Raw genomic sequence first — 16,027 nt, 5'->3', positions numbered from 1 at the left:
TGGCCGCATCGGCGCGGGCGCCGGGTCGACGTGCGCGACGAAACTGTGATCGCGGGGAAGCTCCCCGGGAATTGTACGCCGGGAGGCTTTGTCATGAGGCTCTGGCGCGCCGTATCCTCGCTCTGCTGCTTCGCGGCGCTCTCGCTCGTCGCCTCTGGGTGCGGGATCACGATCCTGGGCAAGGGCACCGACCGCGACGATCAGAGCGGCGGCGGCAGCGGCACCGCGGTCGGCGTCGGGGGGGGATCCGGCGTAGGAGGGGGGGACTCCTGCTTGCCCAGCATCCCGGTGACGTCCCAGATCCCGCGCCTGCTCAACCGGCAGTACGACGCGGTGGTGCGGGATCTGCTCGGCGTGACGGCGCTGGAGAGCGCCGGCAATCTCCCGCCATCTGCGCTCCTCGTCCCCGACTTCGAGGGGGACATGACAGATCCCGCATGGAGCGGCTATCTCGCGGCCGCCGAACACATCGCCGCCGAGGTGATGGGCGGGCCGAACAAGCCCAGGTTCCTGGCCTGCGATCCGGCGGCGTCCAGGTGCCTGGAAGAGACGATTGTCGCCTTTGGTCGCAAGGCTTTCCGCCGTCCTCTGCTCGAAGAAGAGGTGCAGAGCTTCCTGCGGCTCACCGCCGTGGAGCCCCGGGGCACGCCCGAAGAGATCGCCGAGGCCATCCTCCTCACCTTCCTCGCTTCGCCCTCGTTCATCATGCGCCCTGAGCTGGCGCAGGAGCCCGAAGGAAGCGCGATCAAGCTCTCCAGCCACGAGGTGGCGGCGAGGCTCTCGGTCCTGCTGTGGGATTCCATTCCAGATGACATGCTGGACGCCGCGGCCGACGCTGGCCAGCTCGCCACCAAGGAGCAGATCCTGGCGCAGGCGCAGCGGATGATCCAGGACCGCGAAAAGACGGCGCCGGTCGTGGCCCGGTTCCATCGTGCTTATGCGGACATTCGCCCGGGGTCGCGCTGGGGAGCGGCCGACCACGACACGACCCGCTTCCCCGACTACTCCCCGGACGTGGTGGCGCCGATGATGGCAGAGATGGACGCCCTCTTCGAGGAGGTGGCGTTCGAGGGCGGGTCGTTCAAGGACCTCTTCCTGAGCAACGTCGGTTACGTCAATCACGACACCGCTCCGCTCTATGGGCTCGATGCGGCGGATTACGGCGCGGATCTGACGCGGGTGGAGCTCGATCCGAACGAGCGGCCGGGGTTCTTGACCCGCGTCGGGTTCTTGAGCTCCTACGCGCGTTATGACGCCACGAACCCGATCCTTCGGGGCGCGTTCGTCGCCACCAGGCTGCTCGGGATCGACCTGGTACCCGTGCCCGGCGCGAGCGAGACGCCGCTGCCTCCGGGCCCGTTCTCCACGGAGCGTGAGGCCGTCGAGGCGCTGACCTCCCGCGCGGGGTGCGCCGGATGCCACGGCACGTACATCAACCCGCCGGGCTTCGTGCTCGAGAGGTACGACGCCGTCGGCAAGGTGCAGACCGTCGATCCGCTCGGCGGCGCCATCGACGGGACCGCAGACGTCACCTTTGGCGTCGACAACGTCAAGACGATCACGTCACCCATCGAGCTGATGAATGAGCTCGCCGCTGATCCGGCCGCCATGCGCCATTATGCCGAGCGGTGGGTCGCCTTTGCCACGGGACGGGATCCAGACGGGAGCGACAGGTGTGACGTTGACGGGCTCAGCGTCAACCTGCTTGTCGACGGCTATACCCTCCTCGATCTGCTCGCCGATCTCACCCAGACCGACTCTTTCCGCCTGCGCGTCGCCGGGAATTGAGGGGGGAATGCGACAGGACGAGGAGCCTGTTCGCTCGCCCTCGCGCGAACGGCTCGGCGTCGCTCGCTCCCGCGGCGCCGTGGCGCGGCCCGGCGGCGGGCTCTTCCGGCGGCTTGAGCGGCGGCACCTCCGCGCGTAAGGTTCGCCGATGAAGCTCCCGTTCGACAACACCTACGCCCGCCTTCCCGACCGCTTCCACGCGCGCGTCTCCCCCGCGCGGGTCCGCGCGCCGCGCGTCGTGAAGGTGAACCGCGCGCTCGCGGAGGTGCTCGGGCTCGACGCGGAGCAGCTCGCCTCGGCGGAGGGGGCGGAGGTGCTCGCGGGCAACACGATGGCCGAGGGCGCGGAGCCGATCGCGCTCGCGTACGCGGGGCACCAGTTCGGCAGCTTCGTCAACCAGCTCGGGGACGGGCGGGCCATCCTGCTCGGCGAGGTCGTGGGCAGGGACGGCAAGCGGCGCGATCTCCAGCTCAAGGGCGCGGGGCGGACGCCGTTCTCGCGGGGCGGGGACGGGCGAGCGGCGCTCGGGCCGGTGCTGCGCGAGTACGTCGTGAGCGAGGCCATGGCGGCGCTCGGCGTGCCGACGACGCGCGCGCTCGCCGCGGTCACGACGGGCGAGCCGGTCTATCGCGAGGAGGTTCTCCCCGGCGCGGTGCTCACGCGCGTGGCCGCGAGCCACATCCGCGTGGGCACGTTCCAGTTCTTCGCCGCGCGGGACGACCGCGACGCGCTGGCCGCGCTCGCTTCCTATGCGCTCTCCCGGCATTACCCCGAGGCGGTGGGCAGCGGCAATGACGCGCTGGCGCTGCTCGAGCGCGTCGTCGACGCGCAGGCGTCCCTTGTCGCGCGCTGGCTCGGCGTCGGCTTCGTGCATGGCGTGATGAACACCGACAACACGTCGATCTCCGGGGAGACCATCGATTACGGGCCGTGCGCGTTCCTGGACGAGTATGATCCCGCGAAGAAGTTCAGCTCGATCGATCGGGGCGGCCGGTACGCCTTCGGGAACCAGCCGCGGATCGCGCAGTGGAACATGGCGCGGCTCGCCGAGGCGCTCCTGCCGCTCCTGGCCGAGGGCGAGGAGCAGGCCGTCCGTCTGGCGACCGAGCGCGTGGAGCGCTTCTCCGCGCTCTTCGTCGCGGCCCACGCGCGCGTCCTGCGAGCCAAGCTGGGGCTCGCGCGCGAGGAGGAGGGCGATCTCGCGCTCGCCGCGGATCTGCTGGAGCGGCTCGCGTCGAACGGCGTCGATTACACGGTCTTCTTTCGCCGGCTGTGCGCTTCAGCGGCCGATCCTGCCGCCGACGCGCAGGTGGCCGCCCTGTTCGCGGAGCCCGGCGCCTTCCGCGACTGGGCCGAGTCGTGGCGCAGGCGGCTCGCCCGGGAGGAGATCACGTCGGAGGCGCGCGCGAGCGCGATGCGGCTCGTCAACCCGGCGTTCATCCCGCGCAATCACCGGATCGAGGCGCTCATCCAGGCGGCCGTTCTGCGTGACGACTTCGAGCCGTTCGAGACGCTGGTGCGGGTGCTCGAGCGACCGTACGACGAACAGCCGGAGAGCGCGCATCTGAGCGAGCCCCCGCAGCTGGACGAGCGAGTGCAATACACGTTCTGCGGGACCTGACCATTCTCGGACAGCGAGGCATCTCAGGGAGTCGGACGTAACGGTCGGGCACCAACGTAAATGTAAACGTGAACGTGAACGTGAACGTGGTCGTGGTCGTCTGAGGATTGATCACATTTCCCCCTTAATTTTCGCTGTGTTGGCGAGGGCGGCGTTCCAGCCCGTCTCCAGCATGAGCAAGGTTTGCATTCCGCGTGCGAGCGTCAGCCAGCCGGGGGGACCGTTGCGCTTGAGGTGTCCACCAAGACCGGCAACGGCGTAGAGCGCATCGACTACCGTCGCCCCCTGAGCCGGCAGCTTCTTGGGCTGGTGCTGGTGCAGCAGCTTCAGCTGCGTGGGGTTCAGGGCTCGTTCCGCGGGCGCGTTGGGCTCAAGGCGTGACAGAGAGCGCAGCAGCAGCATCTGCCACGCGATCGGGGCGAACAGCGCCATCGCGTTCGTCAGGCTCCGGAAGCTCTCGAGCTGGCGCGTCTCGAGGGCGCAGCCGGTCTTGAGCGCCTTGAAGAACTCCTCGATGAGCCACCGTGCCCGGTAATGGTCGACGATCGCTGCGATCTGGTCGGGCGTGTCGACGGGCTCGTTGGTCGCCAGCACCCACGCGACCGGCTCTTCGCCCGCTGGCGTGTCGATCTCCTGCACCAACACGACGTTGACCGCGAGCTCTTCGGCCAGCTCGGGCAGGTAGTAGGGACGGCGCAGCGCCACGCGCCGAGCGCCGACGCCCAGCGTGGCGCTCCGCTCCGAGCGCGCGGGGTGCGCGCGCTTGCTCGCAGGTACCGGTCCGGCGCGGCGTTGGGTGAGCACAACCTCGCGACTGAGCCGGATCGGCAGCTCGACCAGCGCCTCGCTCAGCCGCAGCGGAGCGCTGTCGTCGAGCGATTCCTCTTCGTCCTCGGCCAGCTCCGACACGTTCCGATCGCGCGCCATGCGCACGACGAAGCGGTGGCCCTGCTCGACCATGGCGCACAGAAGCGGGTAGGCGTCGGCCTCGCGGTCCATGACGTGCAGCAGCGACGTGCGGTCGCCCACGGCCTGCTCGGCCGCCTCTACCTGCCGCAGCCAGCGCGTCGACTCCTTGTCGGTCACGCGCGCATAGTCGCTGCCCGTCCTGTTCTTCTTGCGTGGGCTCTTGGAGAGGGCGGAGGCTTTGCGGGCCCAGCAGGCAAGGCCCAGCAATCCGAGCGGCTGGTTGATCGCGTCGGTGGCCACGGCGAGCGTCGCGTGCGCCAAAAAGCCCTGCGTGTCCTTGCCGTTGAGCGGACCGAGCCCTTTGCGTGCTCCGTCGCCGTCGAAGGCGACCGCGGTGGTGTCATGCACCGCGCGAACCGTGTCGTGACCGGCCATGCGCTCGAGGGTCTGCTCGCTGTGGGCTTGCACCAGCGCACCATACGACACGCGCTTGTTGCCAAGGAGCCGGTAGAAGCCCTCCAGCTCTGCCTCTGTCTTCAGCGAGTCCGGGAAGCTCTCGCCCGGCGCGACGCTCAGCCGCGCCACCACAGCCCGGACCCGCTGATGCAGGCGCGCATCGCCCAGCTGCACCGTCTCGAACTCGCGAACGATCGAAGGCGTCGTTTCCGGCACATCGGGATTTCCCATGACATTTCAGACGCTTGGCGCGTCCGAAACGGATCAAAAAATGTGCGGGATCCTCAGTCGTGGTCGTGGTCGTTCACGGCCTATCGTTGACGACCACGACCACGACCACGACTACGACCACGACCACGACCACGACCACGACTACGACCACGTAAACGTTAGGAGGTGGGAGAACTCGGCGGGAAGCTTGGTTAACGCGTAGGAGGGCTGGCGGACGGTTCGGCGGGGTGATAAACTACCGTCTCTTCGAGCGCTCGGGCGGCAACCACCCTCCAGGAACCGGCCACCATGAGTCAGAGGAAAGGCAAGCCGTTCCTCGCATCAGGAAAGAAGGCCCGTCGAGACGCCCGCAAGGACGCCGCGGGCCGCGTGCATCTCACCGTCCTTCGCGACCCCGCGAGCGGGCATGAGCGCGTCGCGCTCAGGACCCCGGTGTTCCGCGAGGCGTGGCAGAACGACATCGCCGCGGCCGCGGCCAACACGGCGTATTCCGCCCTGCGCGGGGAGCCGAGCGTGGATAGCGCGGTCGAGCTGGCGCGGGACGCGATGGCGGCCACGTCGCGGCTCGCTGCGGGGCTCCTGGCGCGCGCGCCCGACGGCGCGGTGGCGTGCAGGGCGGGCTGTGATCACTGTTGCCATCAATCGGTCGGGGTCACTCCGCCGGAGGCGCTCGCGATCGCCGACCACCTGAAATCGACCCTGTCCGACGCGGAGCTCGCGCGCATGGCTCAGCACGTGTCCGGGTGCCACGAGAGGACGCGGAGCCTGCCGTCGACAGAGCGGTTTTCGCCGGACCACCCTTGCCCCTTCCTGCGGTCGGGGCGGTGCTCGATCTACGAGGTTCGACCGCTCTCCTGTCGAGGGATGAACTCGCTCGACGCGGGAGAGTGTGCGACCAGGCTGCGGGACCCCGAGGCGCGCGCCGCGTTCCTGGCGCGCGGCGTGGGGGGCCGCTCGTTCATGGAGCCCATTCGCGGCGTCCACGCCATCAGCGCCGGCCTGCAGCTCAGCCTCTCCGAGCTCTTCCGCCTCGACATGCGCCCCCTGGAGCTGACGGCGGCGATGCACCTGCTCCTGAACGGGCCGGACTCGCTCGCCGACGCGTGGATCCGCGGGGAGCGGCCGTTCGAGTCGGCACGCAGCGCCGACAACGCGACGGCTCCCGGCCTGGGCGAGCTCATCGCAGCGGTGGGTCTCGCGCCAGGCCGGGAGCCGTGAGGACTTACAGCGGTTTCCGCGAACCTCTGCAGCATGCAGAGCAGAGCGGCGGTCTCCCGCACAGGAGACGGGCCCAGATCGGCGTTTTCGGCGCGCAAGCGCACTCCCGTGCGCTGAGCACCGAAAACGTCGAGGTGGGCCCGTATCCGAAGCGGGTGACCGCCGCTCTCAGGCCTTGAGTGCGGTCAGCTCGCCCGGCTTGGTGATGCCGGCCTGAGCGTCCCTGCTGTCGAGCTTTCCAAACTCCGTGACGGGCCCACCGCCCGCCGCCGTGCACCCGACGGCGTTCATCAGCGTCACGTAGAGCTTGTTGATGGGGACATTGCCTGTGTTCGAGCCCGTGCCGAAGCCGACGCTGGTGTCGCCGCCCGTGCAGTCCGCCTCGCTGTTGCCGGTGCCGAGCTTCCCGCCGTCCACGTTCACCACCTGGCCCTGCTTGAGGTAACCCCCCGCGCTGCCCGCGATCACGATCGGCAGGTTGTTCGTGTTGTGGGCGTTGCCGTCGGCCAGCTCCGGCAGCCACATCGTGGCGGTGTTGTCGAGCAGCGTGCGATCGCCCTCCGCGATGCTGTCGAGCAGGGTGACGAACCGCACGTACTTGGCCGCGTACCAGGCGTCGATCTGCGCGATCATGTCGAGCACGCCGTTCTTGCACGTCCCGCCCACCGCGAACGAGCCGTTCCGGTGAGAGAGGCCGTGGTGGTCGGCGTCGTGGCTGATGTTGTCCCAGTCGAAGGTCACGTAACCCGGATAGACGAGGATCATCGACCGGTTCATGTCGCAGATCATGCTCAGCGCCATGAGGTTCATCATCATGTCCCCGCCGGCCGTGAACGAGGTGGCCAGGCCCGCGCCGAACCCGCCGCCCGAGCTCGCAGCGTCGATCTTGGCGGCCGTGACGCCGACCGTGGCCGCGGTCGCCTCGTTGCACGCCGTGGGCGCGACGTTCTGCTCCGTGCTGCGGAGCAGATCGAGCCAGTCGCTGATCCGGCGCTGGTCGGACTTGCTCATGGTGAGCCGCTGGTAGCTCTGAAGGTCGTCCTTGACGAGATCGATGGCGCTCTGCCCGCGCTTGACGCGGTAGTCGGCCTCGGTCTCCTGCCCGCCCCCGAACAGCCCGGTGAGCTGCTGGTACACCGTCTTGGGGTTGACGACGGCCGGGAAGGCGGTGTTCGGCGCCGAGAAGGACAGCACCTCCTTGATGCTGCTGCTCGACGGGCCGACCGAGAGCACGAGCGGGCTCGCCTTGCCGGGGTTGATCTGCTTCGCGATCTCGTGGTCGAGCGAGTGGGACGTCGCGTACCGCGTCTTGTCGTCGCTGATGAGCGCGCAGGTGAGCTTGCCCCCCATCGCCTGATCGTGCGGGTCGATGGACTGGATCTCCGCGTAGGAGTTGAACATCTTCAGGCCGCGCGGGAACAGCAGCTTCGACACGAACGGCGTCAGCCCCGCCAGCGTGGTGCCCTTGATGTGCTCGGCCGTGAGGGCGCCGCTCTCGATGGTCGGGAACCAGCGGTTGGTGAGGCACCCGTTGTGCGTGTAGAAGATCACGAGGCGCCGGGGCGGCGACGACTGGGGCGCGGACTGCGCCTTGACCTCGCGCTCGTGGACGGAGCTCAGGAACGGAGCCGCGAGAGCGGCGCCAGCGACACCCTTCAGGAAGACTCTGCGCTTCATTCGCCTACTCCAGTTCTACGGCTCGGGTTCGGAACGACGGAGACTGCGTGAGGTCCGTGACGAGGTTGAGGACCGTGTACCCCCCGGCGGTGATCTTCGCGGACAGGTCGCGCACCGTGCACGAGTCCAGCTTGTGGCCGTCGCGCTCGTAGGCGTACGAGACCCACTTCTGCGCGTACTGGCGCTGCGCGTTCGGGGAGGCGGCGAGCTTCGCCATCAGGTCGGCCGGGCTCGTGACCCTCACGGGCTGCCCGTCGATGTGCACGTCCGCCACCGTGTCGATGAGCGCGCCGGTCAACGCTTCCTGCGTCTGCCACGACCCCATGGCGTCGTACGCCTCCATCACGAAGCCCGGCGGGTTAATGTAGTTGTGGTGGCACGCGGCGCAGGTGGCGCCCGCCGTCTGCGCGTCAACGCGCTTGCGGTTCGTGTCGAGATCGTCCCCTTCTGGCAGCGGCGTCTCGAGCGCGCCGGGAGGTGGGGTGCCCGGGTCGATGCCGAGCACGTCCTTGGTGATGAACACGCCCCGGAGGATCGGCGAGGTGCGGTTGTACGACGAGTACGCGTTGAGGAAGCCCACCCGCGTCAGGAAGCCCGGCCGCTGCGTCGGGTCGAGGGACACCTCCTCGAGATCCGCCCCGAACTGGGCGGGATCGAGCCTGTAGAGCGGCGCGGTCGCCGCGTTCACGAAGGCGACCGGGCTGAGGAGGAACTCCTGGAACGTCCCGCCGCGCGTGAAGACCAGATGATCGAAGAAGCGCTCGGTCTCCTCCGCCATGATCGGAATGAGCGCGCGATCGAACATGGGGAACATTGTCGTGTCCCGCTGCGCCGAGTCCCAGCGCGTGTTCGGCCCCAGCTCCAGGTAGTATCGATGGAAGGCGGCCACCATCTGCCGGGCCCTCGGGTCCTCGAGCATCCGCCGGGCCTGCGCCAGGACCTGCTCCGAGGTGGACAGCTGGCCCTGATCGGCGGCCTGGTTCAGCGCCTCGTCGGGGATCGTCCCCCAGAGCATGTAAGAGAGGCGCGACGCGACCTCATGGTTCGAGAGGGTGAAACCCGCGGCGCCGCCGGGCGTCTCCGTGATCTCCGCGCGCTGGATGAACGTGGGGGAGATTAGGAACATGAACAGCAGCGCCTCCGCGACCTCCTCCGGGGCCCCGCTCTCGGTGATCTCCGGCCCCTTGGCCACGATCGCGTCGAACCTCGCCACCTCCGCGTCCGTCAGCGGCCGGCGGAAGGCGCGCCGCCCGAACTCGAGGATCGTGTCGTGCAAACACGCGGCGCCGTCACCGCTGGGCGCGCACTTCAGAAAGTTCTTCTTGAGCGCGGGGTCCGCCATCACCTGCGCAGCGACCATCTCGGCTACGGCCCTGTAGGCGCTCCAGCCCAGATCCGTCAGGCTCCCTGCCTGGTCCGTCGCCAGCAGCGTCGAGGGCGCCACGTTGCCGGAGGCCGTCAGCGCCGTGACGCCCAGCAGATCGCGGACCGTCCTGTCGTACTGCGCGTTCGTCAGGCGCCGGATCTGCGATGTCGGCGCGATTCCGGGCTTGCACTCTCCGCTCGCACCTGGGCCGTCCGTGCCCCCGGTGGGGTTTTGTCCGCCCAACTCCGGGTCGACCTCGGCGTCTCCCACGGAGCCCACACAGCCAGCCGCGAACGCGGTGGCGACGATGATGCCGCTCCTCCACGTATGCATCACACTCACCTCAGGTGTTATGTTCCAGCTCAAAGAACCCAGACGGAAGCAGCAAGGGTGTCTTTTGCGACCGACACGCGACGTTCGGTGGCTGCCCTGCTCCCCGCGCACCACATACTCCCATGTCGAGAGGATGTGGTGCAATGATGTGTCGGTGAGGGCTCTTTTTTTCTGTGATTGATGCTCTAATTTTTCATCAAAGGCATGCGGGAACATTTTGATGTTCACCCATGTGGGCTTTTCGTTAAAGGCATGAGGGAACCAATGGATGTTCACCCATGCGCGCCCGCAGCCTCTCGCGCGAGCTCCGCGAGCGGGACGCCGCCCACCGGCCGTGGCCGTGGTTCGCAGCGGCCAGAACGGAAGGCCGACGACGACTCGGCATGTCCAGCGTGGTGATGGCGCGCCTGTCGCGCTGTACGTCCGCGCCGCCACGCGCGATGACGCGGCGTGGGGCGCGTGTTGCTCTATTGCCGCGCTGCCCCTGAGCGGAGCCGCCCTGCGTCATTCACCGCCCGAGCCAGCGCGTCCTCTCACGCGCGAGGCGCGCGACCGCCGCCCAGTCGATCGGCGCCGCTCTGCGCAGCTCGTGGGCGGGTGAAGCGGTGTTTTCCCACATGTCCTTCGCGCCGAAGAGCAGCTCGACAACGGCCGGGTCCTCGTCCCACGCGACGGGCACGAGGTCGTCGAGGCACGTGGTATCGATGGGCGCCTCGGGGTCCGCGATGAATTTCGCCATCATCTGCGTACCGCAGGGCGCTGCGCCGGGGGTCTTCACGGGGGACTCGAACGCGACCCCGTGCGGGCTCCAGGGCACGGCCACGAACGTCTGATGAGGCGCGGTGAGCTCGTCGGCCGAGAGCTCCGCCAGGCCGATGGGCGTCTGCGGATCGAGCAGGCCGTTCATCGCCAGGATGGGCACGGTGGAGTCCGGCCACCCGCCCCAGAACCTGTCGTGCGGGTAGCGCGGCCAGGCCTCGTGGAGCGCGCCGAGCTCCAGCGACTCCCGCGGGCAGAAGCGCTGCGCATCGCAGCGCGCCTGGAGCTCGGCCGGGGCAGGGGCCGGCTCTTCCCACAGCTCGGAGAGGGCCACGTGGGTCCCGAGGATGACCGATCCCCGTGGCTCGCCTCCGCCGGGCTGCGACATCAGGTCGAGCAGCGCCTGCATGTAATGGCCGATCACCTGCACGTCGCCCGGCTCGCAGCGGTCGATGCGGTAAGCGAGCGGGAAGAGGTGCGTCCGCAGGCCGCGGACCTGCACGAAGAGCGGAGCGATGGACGCGAACAGCGCGGCGTCGGCGCCGAGCTCCGCGCAGTGGCCTCCTGCGAGCTTGCCAAAGAGCGCGTCGAGCTTCGCCCAGGGCTCGGGGCCGAGCTTTGCCCCGCAGGCCGGATCGGCGGCGCAGATGGCGGACAGATCCTTCGCCACGGGATCGTACTGGGTATCGTACCGAGACAGGTGCTGCGCGCCCGGCGATGCTACCGAGTCGAGGATGACGGCGTCGGCCCCGTCGGGGTGCGCTTGCAAGAAGCGCAGCGCGCGCGCCGTCCCGTAGGAGACGCCGTACACGACCACCTTCTTGCCGGGTTCGCGCGTCCGAGCGATGAGGCGCGCGAGATCCTCGGCGTCGGCCGACGTCGTGAAGTGATCGAGGTCGTCGCCCCATCGCTCCTTCAGCGCCTCGATGCAGGCGGGCCACTCGCTCGCGGTGATGTCCGCGCCGCCCTCCGAGCCCGGGTCCTCCTGGACGGGGCAGTCGAGGCGGCCCGAGAGCCCGACGCCGCGGTGCTCGAGCACGTACCAGTCGACGTCGGGCATGACGCCCAGCCACAGCTGCTCGATGAGGTCCTTGAACACGGAGCCGGAGTCGCCGGGGCCGCCTTGCAGGAGCCAGACTTGCGCCCTCGCCGCGCCGCCCGGCGCGAGGTGGCGCGATACGAAGACGGGCAGCGCCTCGCCGTCAGGCGCCGACGGGTCGAGGGGCAGGGGGACCGCGGCGCACTCGGAGAGGAAATCGTCTGGGCAGCTTCCCCAGGCGATCGCCGCGCTGTCGCCCGAGCCGCCGGCGCCGGTGGTGCCAGCGCCGGTCGTGCCAGCGCTGGCCTCGTCTCCGCCGCCGGGGCAGCCCGCGGCCAGCGCCGTGAGCCCGAGCATCGCGGGGAGGAGCCCCGCCCGAAGGACACGATCGTCGATCATCCGTGAACCTCGCAATCGCCAGAGGGCCGTTGAACGGCGCGAGGTCTCGGTGGTCGTGACCAGGGCGCCGGCGGCGTCGAACGCGTGGAGGTCGAGCGCCGTGCCCTGTGTGCCCGCTCGTGCGGCTTCCGCTCAACGCGGGCTCTGTTTTTCGGTGCGGGCCGCGGGAGGCCCCCGGCCCGTCCGGCGGAGGGGCCCTCCGCTCAGAGGAGCTTGAGATAGGCGACCATGTCCGCCTCTTCCTGGGCGGTCAGGGTCGCGCGTCCCCCGAGGATCGGGGCGGCCAGGATCGGGGCGGCCTCGAAGGCCAGCTTGTAGTGGTGGATGACGTCCTCCAGCGTAGGGGCCGAGTTGTCGTGGAAATAGGGCGCCGTCTCGTTGATGCCCCAGAGGGGGGTCGTCTTGCCGTCCCCCAGGACGTCCAGGGTGCCGAAGAAGAGAGCGGCGCCCGGATCGGCGGCCAGCATCGAGAGGACGCCGTTCTCGATCCTCGGCTGGTAGACGGCGATGAGCGGGAGCAGGTCCGGATTGGAGCAGAGGAGGCCGCTCCCGTCCGACGGGCAGGTCATGGCGTAGCGACGCATCGGGTTCGGCGTCGGCCGCACCTCCGAGGTGCCGAGTACCTCGCCCGAGAAGCCGGCCAGCACGCCGGTGATCCTGGTGAACGCCCCGAAGGGGAAGTGCTCGCTGGTCGTGTTCAGCATGGGCCCGCTGTGGCACTGGCCGCAGACGCCGTTCGGGAGAAAGTGCTTGCGCCCGCGCTTCTCGGACCGCGTGTGGCCGCGAGGCAGCTCGGGCTCAGGCCCGCCGTGCGCGTAACGGCGCAGCTCTCGCGAGCTGAACAGCGTCCGCTCGTAGTCGGCGATCTTCTCGAGCTGCCGCCGCGTGGGCGTGACCGTCGGCTCGAAGTGCGAAAGGATCGCGTTCGCGGCCTGCGTCTCGAGATCGGGCTCACGGGCATCGAACGTGATGAGCGGATCGAGCGCGGGCGAGTTCTTGACGGAGGGGACACCTCGGAAGACGGTCACGCTCGTGGCCGCGGGGTCGTCCTGGATCCAGACGTTCGGGGGCAGCGGGAACTCGAAGCGGATCGTGGCCTCGTTGAGGAGCCGCGTGTAGCTGTCGCCGACGCCGTCGTCGCTGTCGATCGGGCGGAAGAGGGGATCGTCCGGGTTGGCCGCATACCGCGCCTGCACGTCCGCCGGGGAGATCGTGCCTGTCTCCTCGCTGTGGCAGGTCACGCAGCGGCGCCCGTTGCCGCCGAAGGTCGCTCTCTCGAAGAGCTGCTCGCCGCTCTGGACCCGGTGCGCCTGGGCGGCGACCGCGACGAGCTCGTCGGAGCCCCACTCCTCCTGCCCCGCGCAACCCGCGGCCCCCAGCAGCGGGATAAGGAGGAAGAGACAGGCCATGAACACGCCTTGATGAGAATTGAACATGTGATTCATAAACCCTCCCTGATAATGAGTTTTACAGGGGAGCGTCGCCCGGAGCGAACACGGTGTCGTGATCGCGCCGGGCGAGGGACGCGCGCCCGAACGGGGCGCGCAGCCATCATGTTGGATCTAGAACACGGTGATTCGGGCGTCCGCGCGAGGTTGCGGCGCGCCGCGAAGAGGACCCCCGGGTGACCTCGCAAGCTTCAGAAAAAACGAATCGGTCCCCAGCTGTCAAGGGAGCTCAGCCGTGCGTGACCCATTCGCCATGATGTATGTGCCCGTGGGGTTCAGGTCGCCGGTGCGCGCCGGGGGCCGCCGCTGTGTGACGCCGCGTCGCCTGCCGGACCGAGGGAGCCTCGAGAGCCTGGCCAGGCCGGTCCAGGAGCCTGCCCCATCAACGCGTGTTACCCTGCGACGGTGGCCATGGAGTCGCAGCTCACAATGGACGCCCTCGAGACCGGCGTGATCCAGGTACATGCCTGCCGCGCGCCGGAGATCTGCTCGATACAGCGCGCCGCCGTGCACACCTATTCGGTCCTCGCCTTTCACCTCGGCGGCCGGATGCGGGTGGAGCACCGGGGCGAGCTGGAGCTCACGGCTGGCCAGGTCCACCTCATCCCGGCCGGCGATGCCCACCGGTGGCTCACGGCGAGCAAGGTGGATCTGCGCGGCGTGGCCTTCTGTCGCTCGTGCCTCCCTCAGGATCGTTTTCAGGAGCTGCTCGCCCCGCTCGATCGCGTCCGGCGCGGGGCTTTCCCGGTCGTCGAGCTGCCGACCAGCAGGCAGCCCCACGTGCTCGGCCTGCTCGAGGAGCTCGAGCGCGAGCTGTCGCGGTCCTCGGGCATGCTGCCCGTCGTGGCCGAGAGCCTCCTCGGGCTCCTGCTCGCCGAGATCGTGCGCGCCGCCCCGCGCGAGGCAGCTCCCCCCGAGGCCCCCTCGATCGTCGCCGAGGCGCTCGCCGTGATCGAGGCGCGCTGTCTGGGACCGCTGACCCTCGGTGAGGTGGCCCGCGCGGTGCACCGGTCTCCCGCCTATGTCACGACCGCGGTGAAGCGGTCGACGGGCCGCTCCGTGGTGGCGTGGATCCTCGAAGGCCGCCTCGCCGAGGCGCGGCGCCGCCTGCGTGACACGGACGAGCTCGTCGAGATCATCGCCGAGCGGGTCGGTTATGCCGACGCCAGCCAGTTCAGCCGCCTCTTCCGCCGCCGCCACGGCGTGGCTCCGGCCGCGTGGCGCGCCCGCGAGCGCGCGCTGCCTCGCCCTGGGTGATCGCCCGGCAGGCCTGTCGCGCCGAGCTCGCTTTCCGGCCCGATCGAGCGCCGTGAGCCCTCGCGCGCGGCCGCCCGGTGGCCTTGCAGCGAAGTTGCCTTCGTCGATCGCGTGGGGCATCACCCCGACCCCCGAGCTGGTCGGCGCGCCGCCGCGCGGGTCGCGGCGGCGGTCTGTTTGGAACGGGGCCGAACGAGAGGAGAACAACGATGAGCTACGTCGACGGTTTCGTTGTGCCCGTGCCCGCGGGCAAGAAGCAGGCTTATCGCGATCTGGCCGAGAAGGCCGCGGCGGTGTTCAAGGAGCACGGGGCGATCCGCGTCGTCGAGTGCTGGGGCGACGACGTGCCCGACGGCAAGATCACCGACTTCAAGGGCGCGGTGAAGGCGGAGGAAGGCGAGGTCGTCGTCTTCTCGTGGATCGTCTGGCCCTCGAAGGAGGTGCGGGACGAGGGCAACAAGAAGGTGATGGAGGACCCGCGCATGCAGATGAACAACGAGAACTCACCCTTCGACGCAAAGCGGATGATCTACGGCGGGTTCGACGTCCTCGTCGACGTCTGACCGGCTGGCTGCGGTCCTCGAGCCCGCGCCCAATCAGGCGGGCCCCGGGCCGGTCACGGCGGGGTGTCGATGGGGTAGGTATCGATGACCGCATCCCAGAGGTCAACGTGGTGGACGAGGCTCACGGCAAAGTGCGCCTCGTCCAGCTCCACGAGGATGGGGTCGGACTCGTCCCAGCTCGCACCGGCGAGGACGGCGGCCACGCAGCCGGCGGCGAGCTCCTTGCGGCCTGCATCCTTGAGCGCAGAGATGCTGGCGCGAGCCCAGCCGGTACGAGCATCGAGCAGCAGAGCGACAGTCGCGGACGGGAATGCGCGCTCGAGGTGGGGGAGCGCTCCAGGGGCGGCTGACGGATCACCTCCAGGGGTGGCGATCAGGACGAAGAGCTCGGAGGCTCGGGGGTCGCCCTGGAGCGCGGCGCTGTAGCGAAAGTACTGAGGGCTGTGCTCGACGCCAGGGACCGGCAGCATGACGAAGCGGCTCGGCGTGACCTCACCCGCCCCAGGATGGCCGGGCGGAACGAGGAACCCGTCCTCGATCGGCTTCACCTCAGCCGACACGGCGTGCTGGCCCGCCGCGCGCGCCGTCATCCGGGGCCCCGCAGCGCCTCGACAAGCGCCTCGACAAGCGCGCGCACCGGGAGCGAGGACGACCGCTCGCCGAGCAGCTCGAGCACGTCCTCGTCGTCCTCGCCGCACGAGAGCTGTACGGCCGCGACAACGGCCCCTTCGCGCTCGACCGCCAGGTCGAAGATCCCCTCCTCGTCGCTCACCGGCGCGCCGAGCAGCGCCGACAGCCGGCGGCCCAGGAGCTCGGCCAGCGGCTCGTCACCGTCGAGGCTCGCCTCCTCGGGCTCGATGGTGGCCTGGACCGCGCGCGTCGGCGTCCCGCTCACCTCGGCGCCCTCGCGATCGAGCCGGAAACGAAAGCCACGCGCCTCGAAGAACCCCGTCGTCATGGGCT

General features: G+C 69.5%; 12 protein-coding genes. 5 read left to right on the top strand and 7 right to left on the bottom strand.

Annotation, left to right across the window (positions count from 1 at the left end; genetic code table 11):
• The first annotated feature begins 93 nt into the window (after positions 1–93).
• Both WMF46_RS29100 and WMF46_RS29095 read left to right on the top strand, forming a co-directional pair.
• On the top strand, positions 94–1,788 hold the full coding sequence (locus tag WMF46_RS29100; RefSeq protein WP_437980190.1) for a DUF1592 domain-containing protein: 1,695 nt from the start codon (positions 94–96) through the stop codon (positions 1,786–1,788).
• A gap of 148 nt (positions 1,789–1,936) precedes the next feature.
• Complete coding sequence (locus WMF46_RS29095) at positions 1,937–3,409, top strand: protein adenylyltransferase SelO (RefSeq protein ID WP_437980189.1); 1,473 nt, start codon at positions 1,937–1,939, stop codon at positions 3,407–3,409.
• Positions 3,410–3,520: 111 nt separating this feature from the next.
• Here the strand turns inward: WMF46_RS29095 and WMF46_RS29090 are convergent, their stop codons facing one another.
• Positions 3,521–5,005 (bottom strand): IS4 family transposase, encoded by a 1,485-nt coding sequence (locus WMF46_RS29090; protein WP_437979672.1) that lies wholly within the window; start codon positions 5,003–5,005, stop codon positions 3,521–3,523.
• A 288-nt stretch (positions 5,006–5,293) separates the two neighbouring features.
• Here WMF46_RS29090 and WMF46_RS29085 point away from each other — a divergent pair, with 288 nt between their 5' ends.
• Positions 5,294–6,223 carry a YkgJ family cysteine cluster protein gene (locus WMF46_RS29085; RefSeq protein WP_437980188.1) on the top strand — a complete coding sequence of 310 codons (930 nt, stop codon included), beginning with the start codon at positions 5,294–5,296 and terminating at the stop codon, positions 6,221–6,223.
• Between the two features lie 168 nt (positions 6,224–6,391).
• Here the strand turns inward: WMF46_RS29085 and WMF46_RS29080 are convergent, their stop codons facing one another.
• The 4 genes from WMF46_RS29080 to WMF46_RS29065 all read right to left on the bottom strand — a co-directional run bounded on the left by WMF46_RS29080 (position 6,392) and on the right by WMF46_RS29065 (position 13,232).
• A complete protein-coding gene (locus WMF46_RS29080) occupies positions 6,392–7,900 on the bottom strand; it encodes a DUF1552 domain-containing protein (RefSeq protein WP_437980187.1) in 1,509 nt (502 codons plus the stop codon).
• A 4-nt stretch (positions 7,901–7,904) separates the two neighbouring features.
• Positions 7,905–9,599 carry a DUF1592 domain-containing protein gene (locus WMF46_RS29075; RefSeq protein ID WP_437980186.1) on the bottom strand — a complete coding sequence of 565 codons (1,695 nt, stop codon included), beginning with the start codon at positions 9,597–9,599 and terminating at the stop codon, positions 7,905–7,907.
• Between the two features lie 508 nt (positions 9,600–10,107).
• Positions 10,108–11,796 carry an alpha/beta fold hydrolase gene (locus WMF46_RS29070; RefSeq protein WP_437980185.1) on the bottom strand — a complete coding sequence of 563 codons (1,689 nt, stop codon included), beginning with the start codon at positions 11,794–11,796 and terminating at the stop codon, positions 10,108–10,110.
• A 203-nt stretch (positions 11,797–11,999) separates the two neighbouring features.
• The gene (locus tag WMF46_RS29065) at positions 12,000–13,232 is read right to left on the bottom strand and encodes a hypothetical protein (protein WP_437980184.1); all 1,233 of its coding nucleotides are present in this window, start codon (positions 13,230–13,232) and stop codon (positions 12,000–12,002) included.
• A 441-nt stretch (positions 13,233–13,673) separates the two neighbouring features.
• Here WMF46_RS29065 and WMF46_RS29060 point away from each other — a divergent pair, with 441 nt between their 5' ends.
• Positions 13,674–14,501 carry a helix-turn-helix domain-containing protein gene (locus WMF46_RS29060; RefSeq protein ID WP_437980183.1) on the top strand — a complete coding sequence of 276 codons (828 nt, stop codon included), beginning with the start codon at positions 13,674–13,676 and terminating at the stop codon, positions 14,499–14,501.
• A gap of 209 nt (positions 14,502–14,710) precedes the next feature.
• A complete protein-coding gene (locus WMF46_RS29055) occupies positions 14,711–15,064 on the top strand; it encodes a DUF1428 domain-containing protein (RefSeq protein ID WP_437980182.1) in 354 nt (117 codons plus the stop codon).
• Between the two features lie 53 nt (positions 15,065–15,117).
• Here WMF46_RS29055 and WMF46_RS29050 read toward each other — a convergent pair whose 3' ends face one another.
• The gene (locus WMF46_RS29050; RefSeq protein ID WP_437980181.1) at positions 15,118–15,654 is read right to left on the bottom strand and encodes a hypothetical protein; all 537 of its coding nucleotides are present in this window, start codon (positions 15,652–15,654) and stop codon (positions 15,118–15,120) included.
• Positions 15,651–16,022, bottom strand: coding sequence for a hypothetical protein (locus WMF46_RS29045; RefSeq protein WP_437980180.1), 372 nt, complete (start codon positions 16,020–16,022; stop codon positions 15,651–15,653). Before WMF46_RS29045 ends, WMF46_RS29050 begins: the two co-directional genes overlap by 4 nt.
• Positions 16,023–16,027 lie beyond the last annotated feature (5 nt).

Origin of the sequence: Sorangium sp. So ce117 (assembly GCF_051524395.1) — a bacterium.
In the GTDB taxonomy this organism is placed as follows: domain Bacteria; phylum Myxococcota_A; class Polyangia; order Polyangiales; family Polyangiaceae; genus Sorangium; species Sorangium cellulosum_B.
The sequence above is the reverse complement of the archived record's forward strand: the minus strand, read 5'-3'. Positions and strand labels throughout refer to the sequence as shown.

What these genes read in the sequence shown, in the direction of transcription:
- WMF46_RS29100 (WP_437980190.1), top strand. Translation starts at nt 94, where the DNA reads ATGAGGCTCTGGCGCGCCGTATCCTCGCTCTGCTGCTTCGCGGCGCTC.
- WMF46_RS29095 (WP_437980189.1), top strand. Translation starts at nt 1,937, where the DNA reads ATGAAGCTCCCGTTCGACAACACCTACGCCCGCCTTCCCGACCGCTTC.
- WMF46_RS29090 (WP_437979672.1), bottom strand. Translation starts at nt 5,005, where the DNA reads ATGGGAAATCCCGATGTGCCGGAAACGACGCCTTCGATCGTTCGCGAG.
- WMF46_RS29085 (WP_437980188.1), top strand. Translation starts at nt 5,294, where the DNA reads ATGAGTCAGAGGAAAGGCAAGCCGTTCCTCGCATCAGGAAAGAAGGCC.
- WMF46_RS29080 (WP_437980187.1), bottom strand. Translation starts at nt 7,900, where the DNA reads ATGAAGCGCAGAGTCTTCCTGAAGGGTGTCGCTGGCGCCGCTCTCGCG.
- WMF46_RS29075 (WP_437980186.1), bottom strand. Translation starts at nt 9,599, where the DNA reads ATGCATACGTGGAGGAGCGGCATCATCGTCGCCACCGCGTTCGCGGCT.
- WMF46_RS29070 (WP_437980185.1), bottom strand. Translation starts at nt 11,796, where the DNA reads ATGATCGACGATCGTGTCCTTCGGGCGGGGCTCCTCCCCGCGATGCTC.
- WMF46_RS29065 (WP_437980184.1), bottom strand. Translation starts at nt 13,232, where the DNA reads ATGTTCAATTCTCATCAAGGCGTGTTCATGGCCTGTCTCTTCCTCCTT.
- WMF46_RS29060 (WP_437980183.1), top strand. Translation starts at nt 13,674, where the DNA reads ATGGACGCCCTCGAGACCGGCGTGATCCAGGTACATGCCTGCCGCGCG.
- WMF46_RS29055 (WP_437980182.1), top strand. Translation starts at nt 14,711, where the DNA reads ATGAGCTACGTCGACGGTTTCGTTGTGCCCGTGCCCGCGGGCAAGAAG.
- WMF46_RS29050 (WP_437980181.1), bottom strand. Translation starts at nt 15,654, where the DNA reads ATGACGGCGCGCGCGGCGGGCCAGCACGCCGTGTCGGCTGAGGTGAAG.
- WMF46_RS29045 (WP_437980180.1), bottom strand. Translation starts at nt 16,022, where the DNA reads ATGACGACGGGGTTCTTCGAGGCGCGTGGCTTTCGTTTCCGGCTCGAT.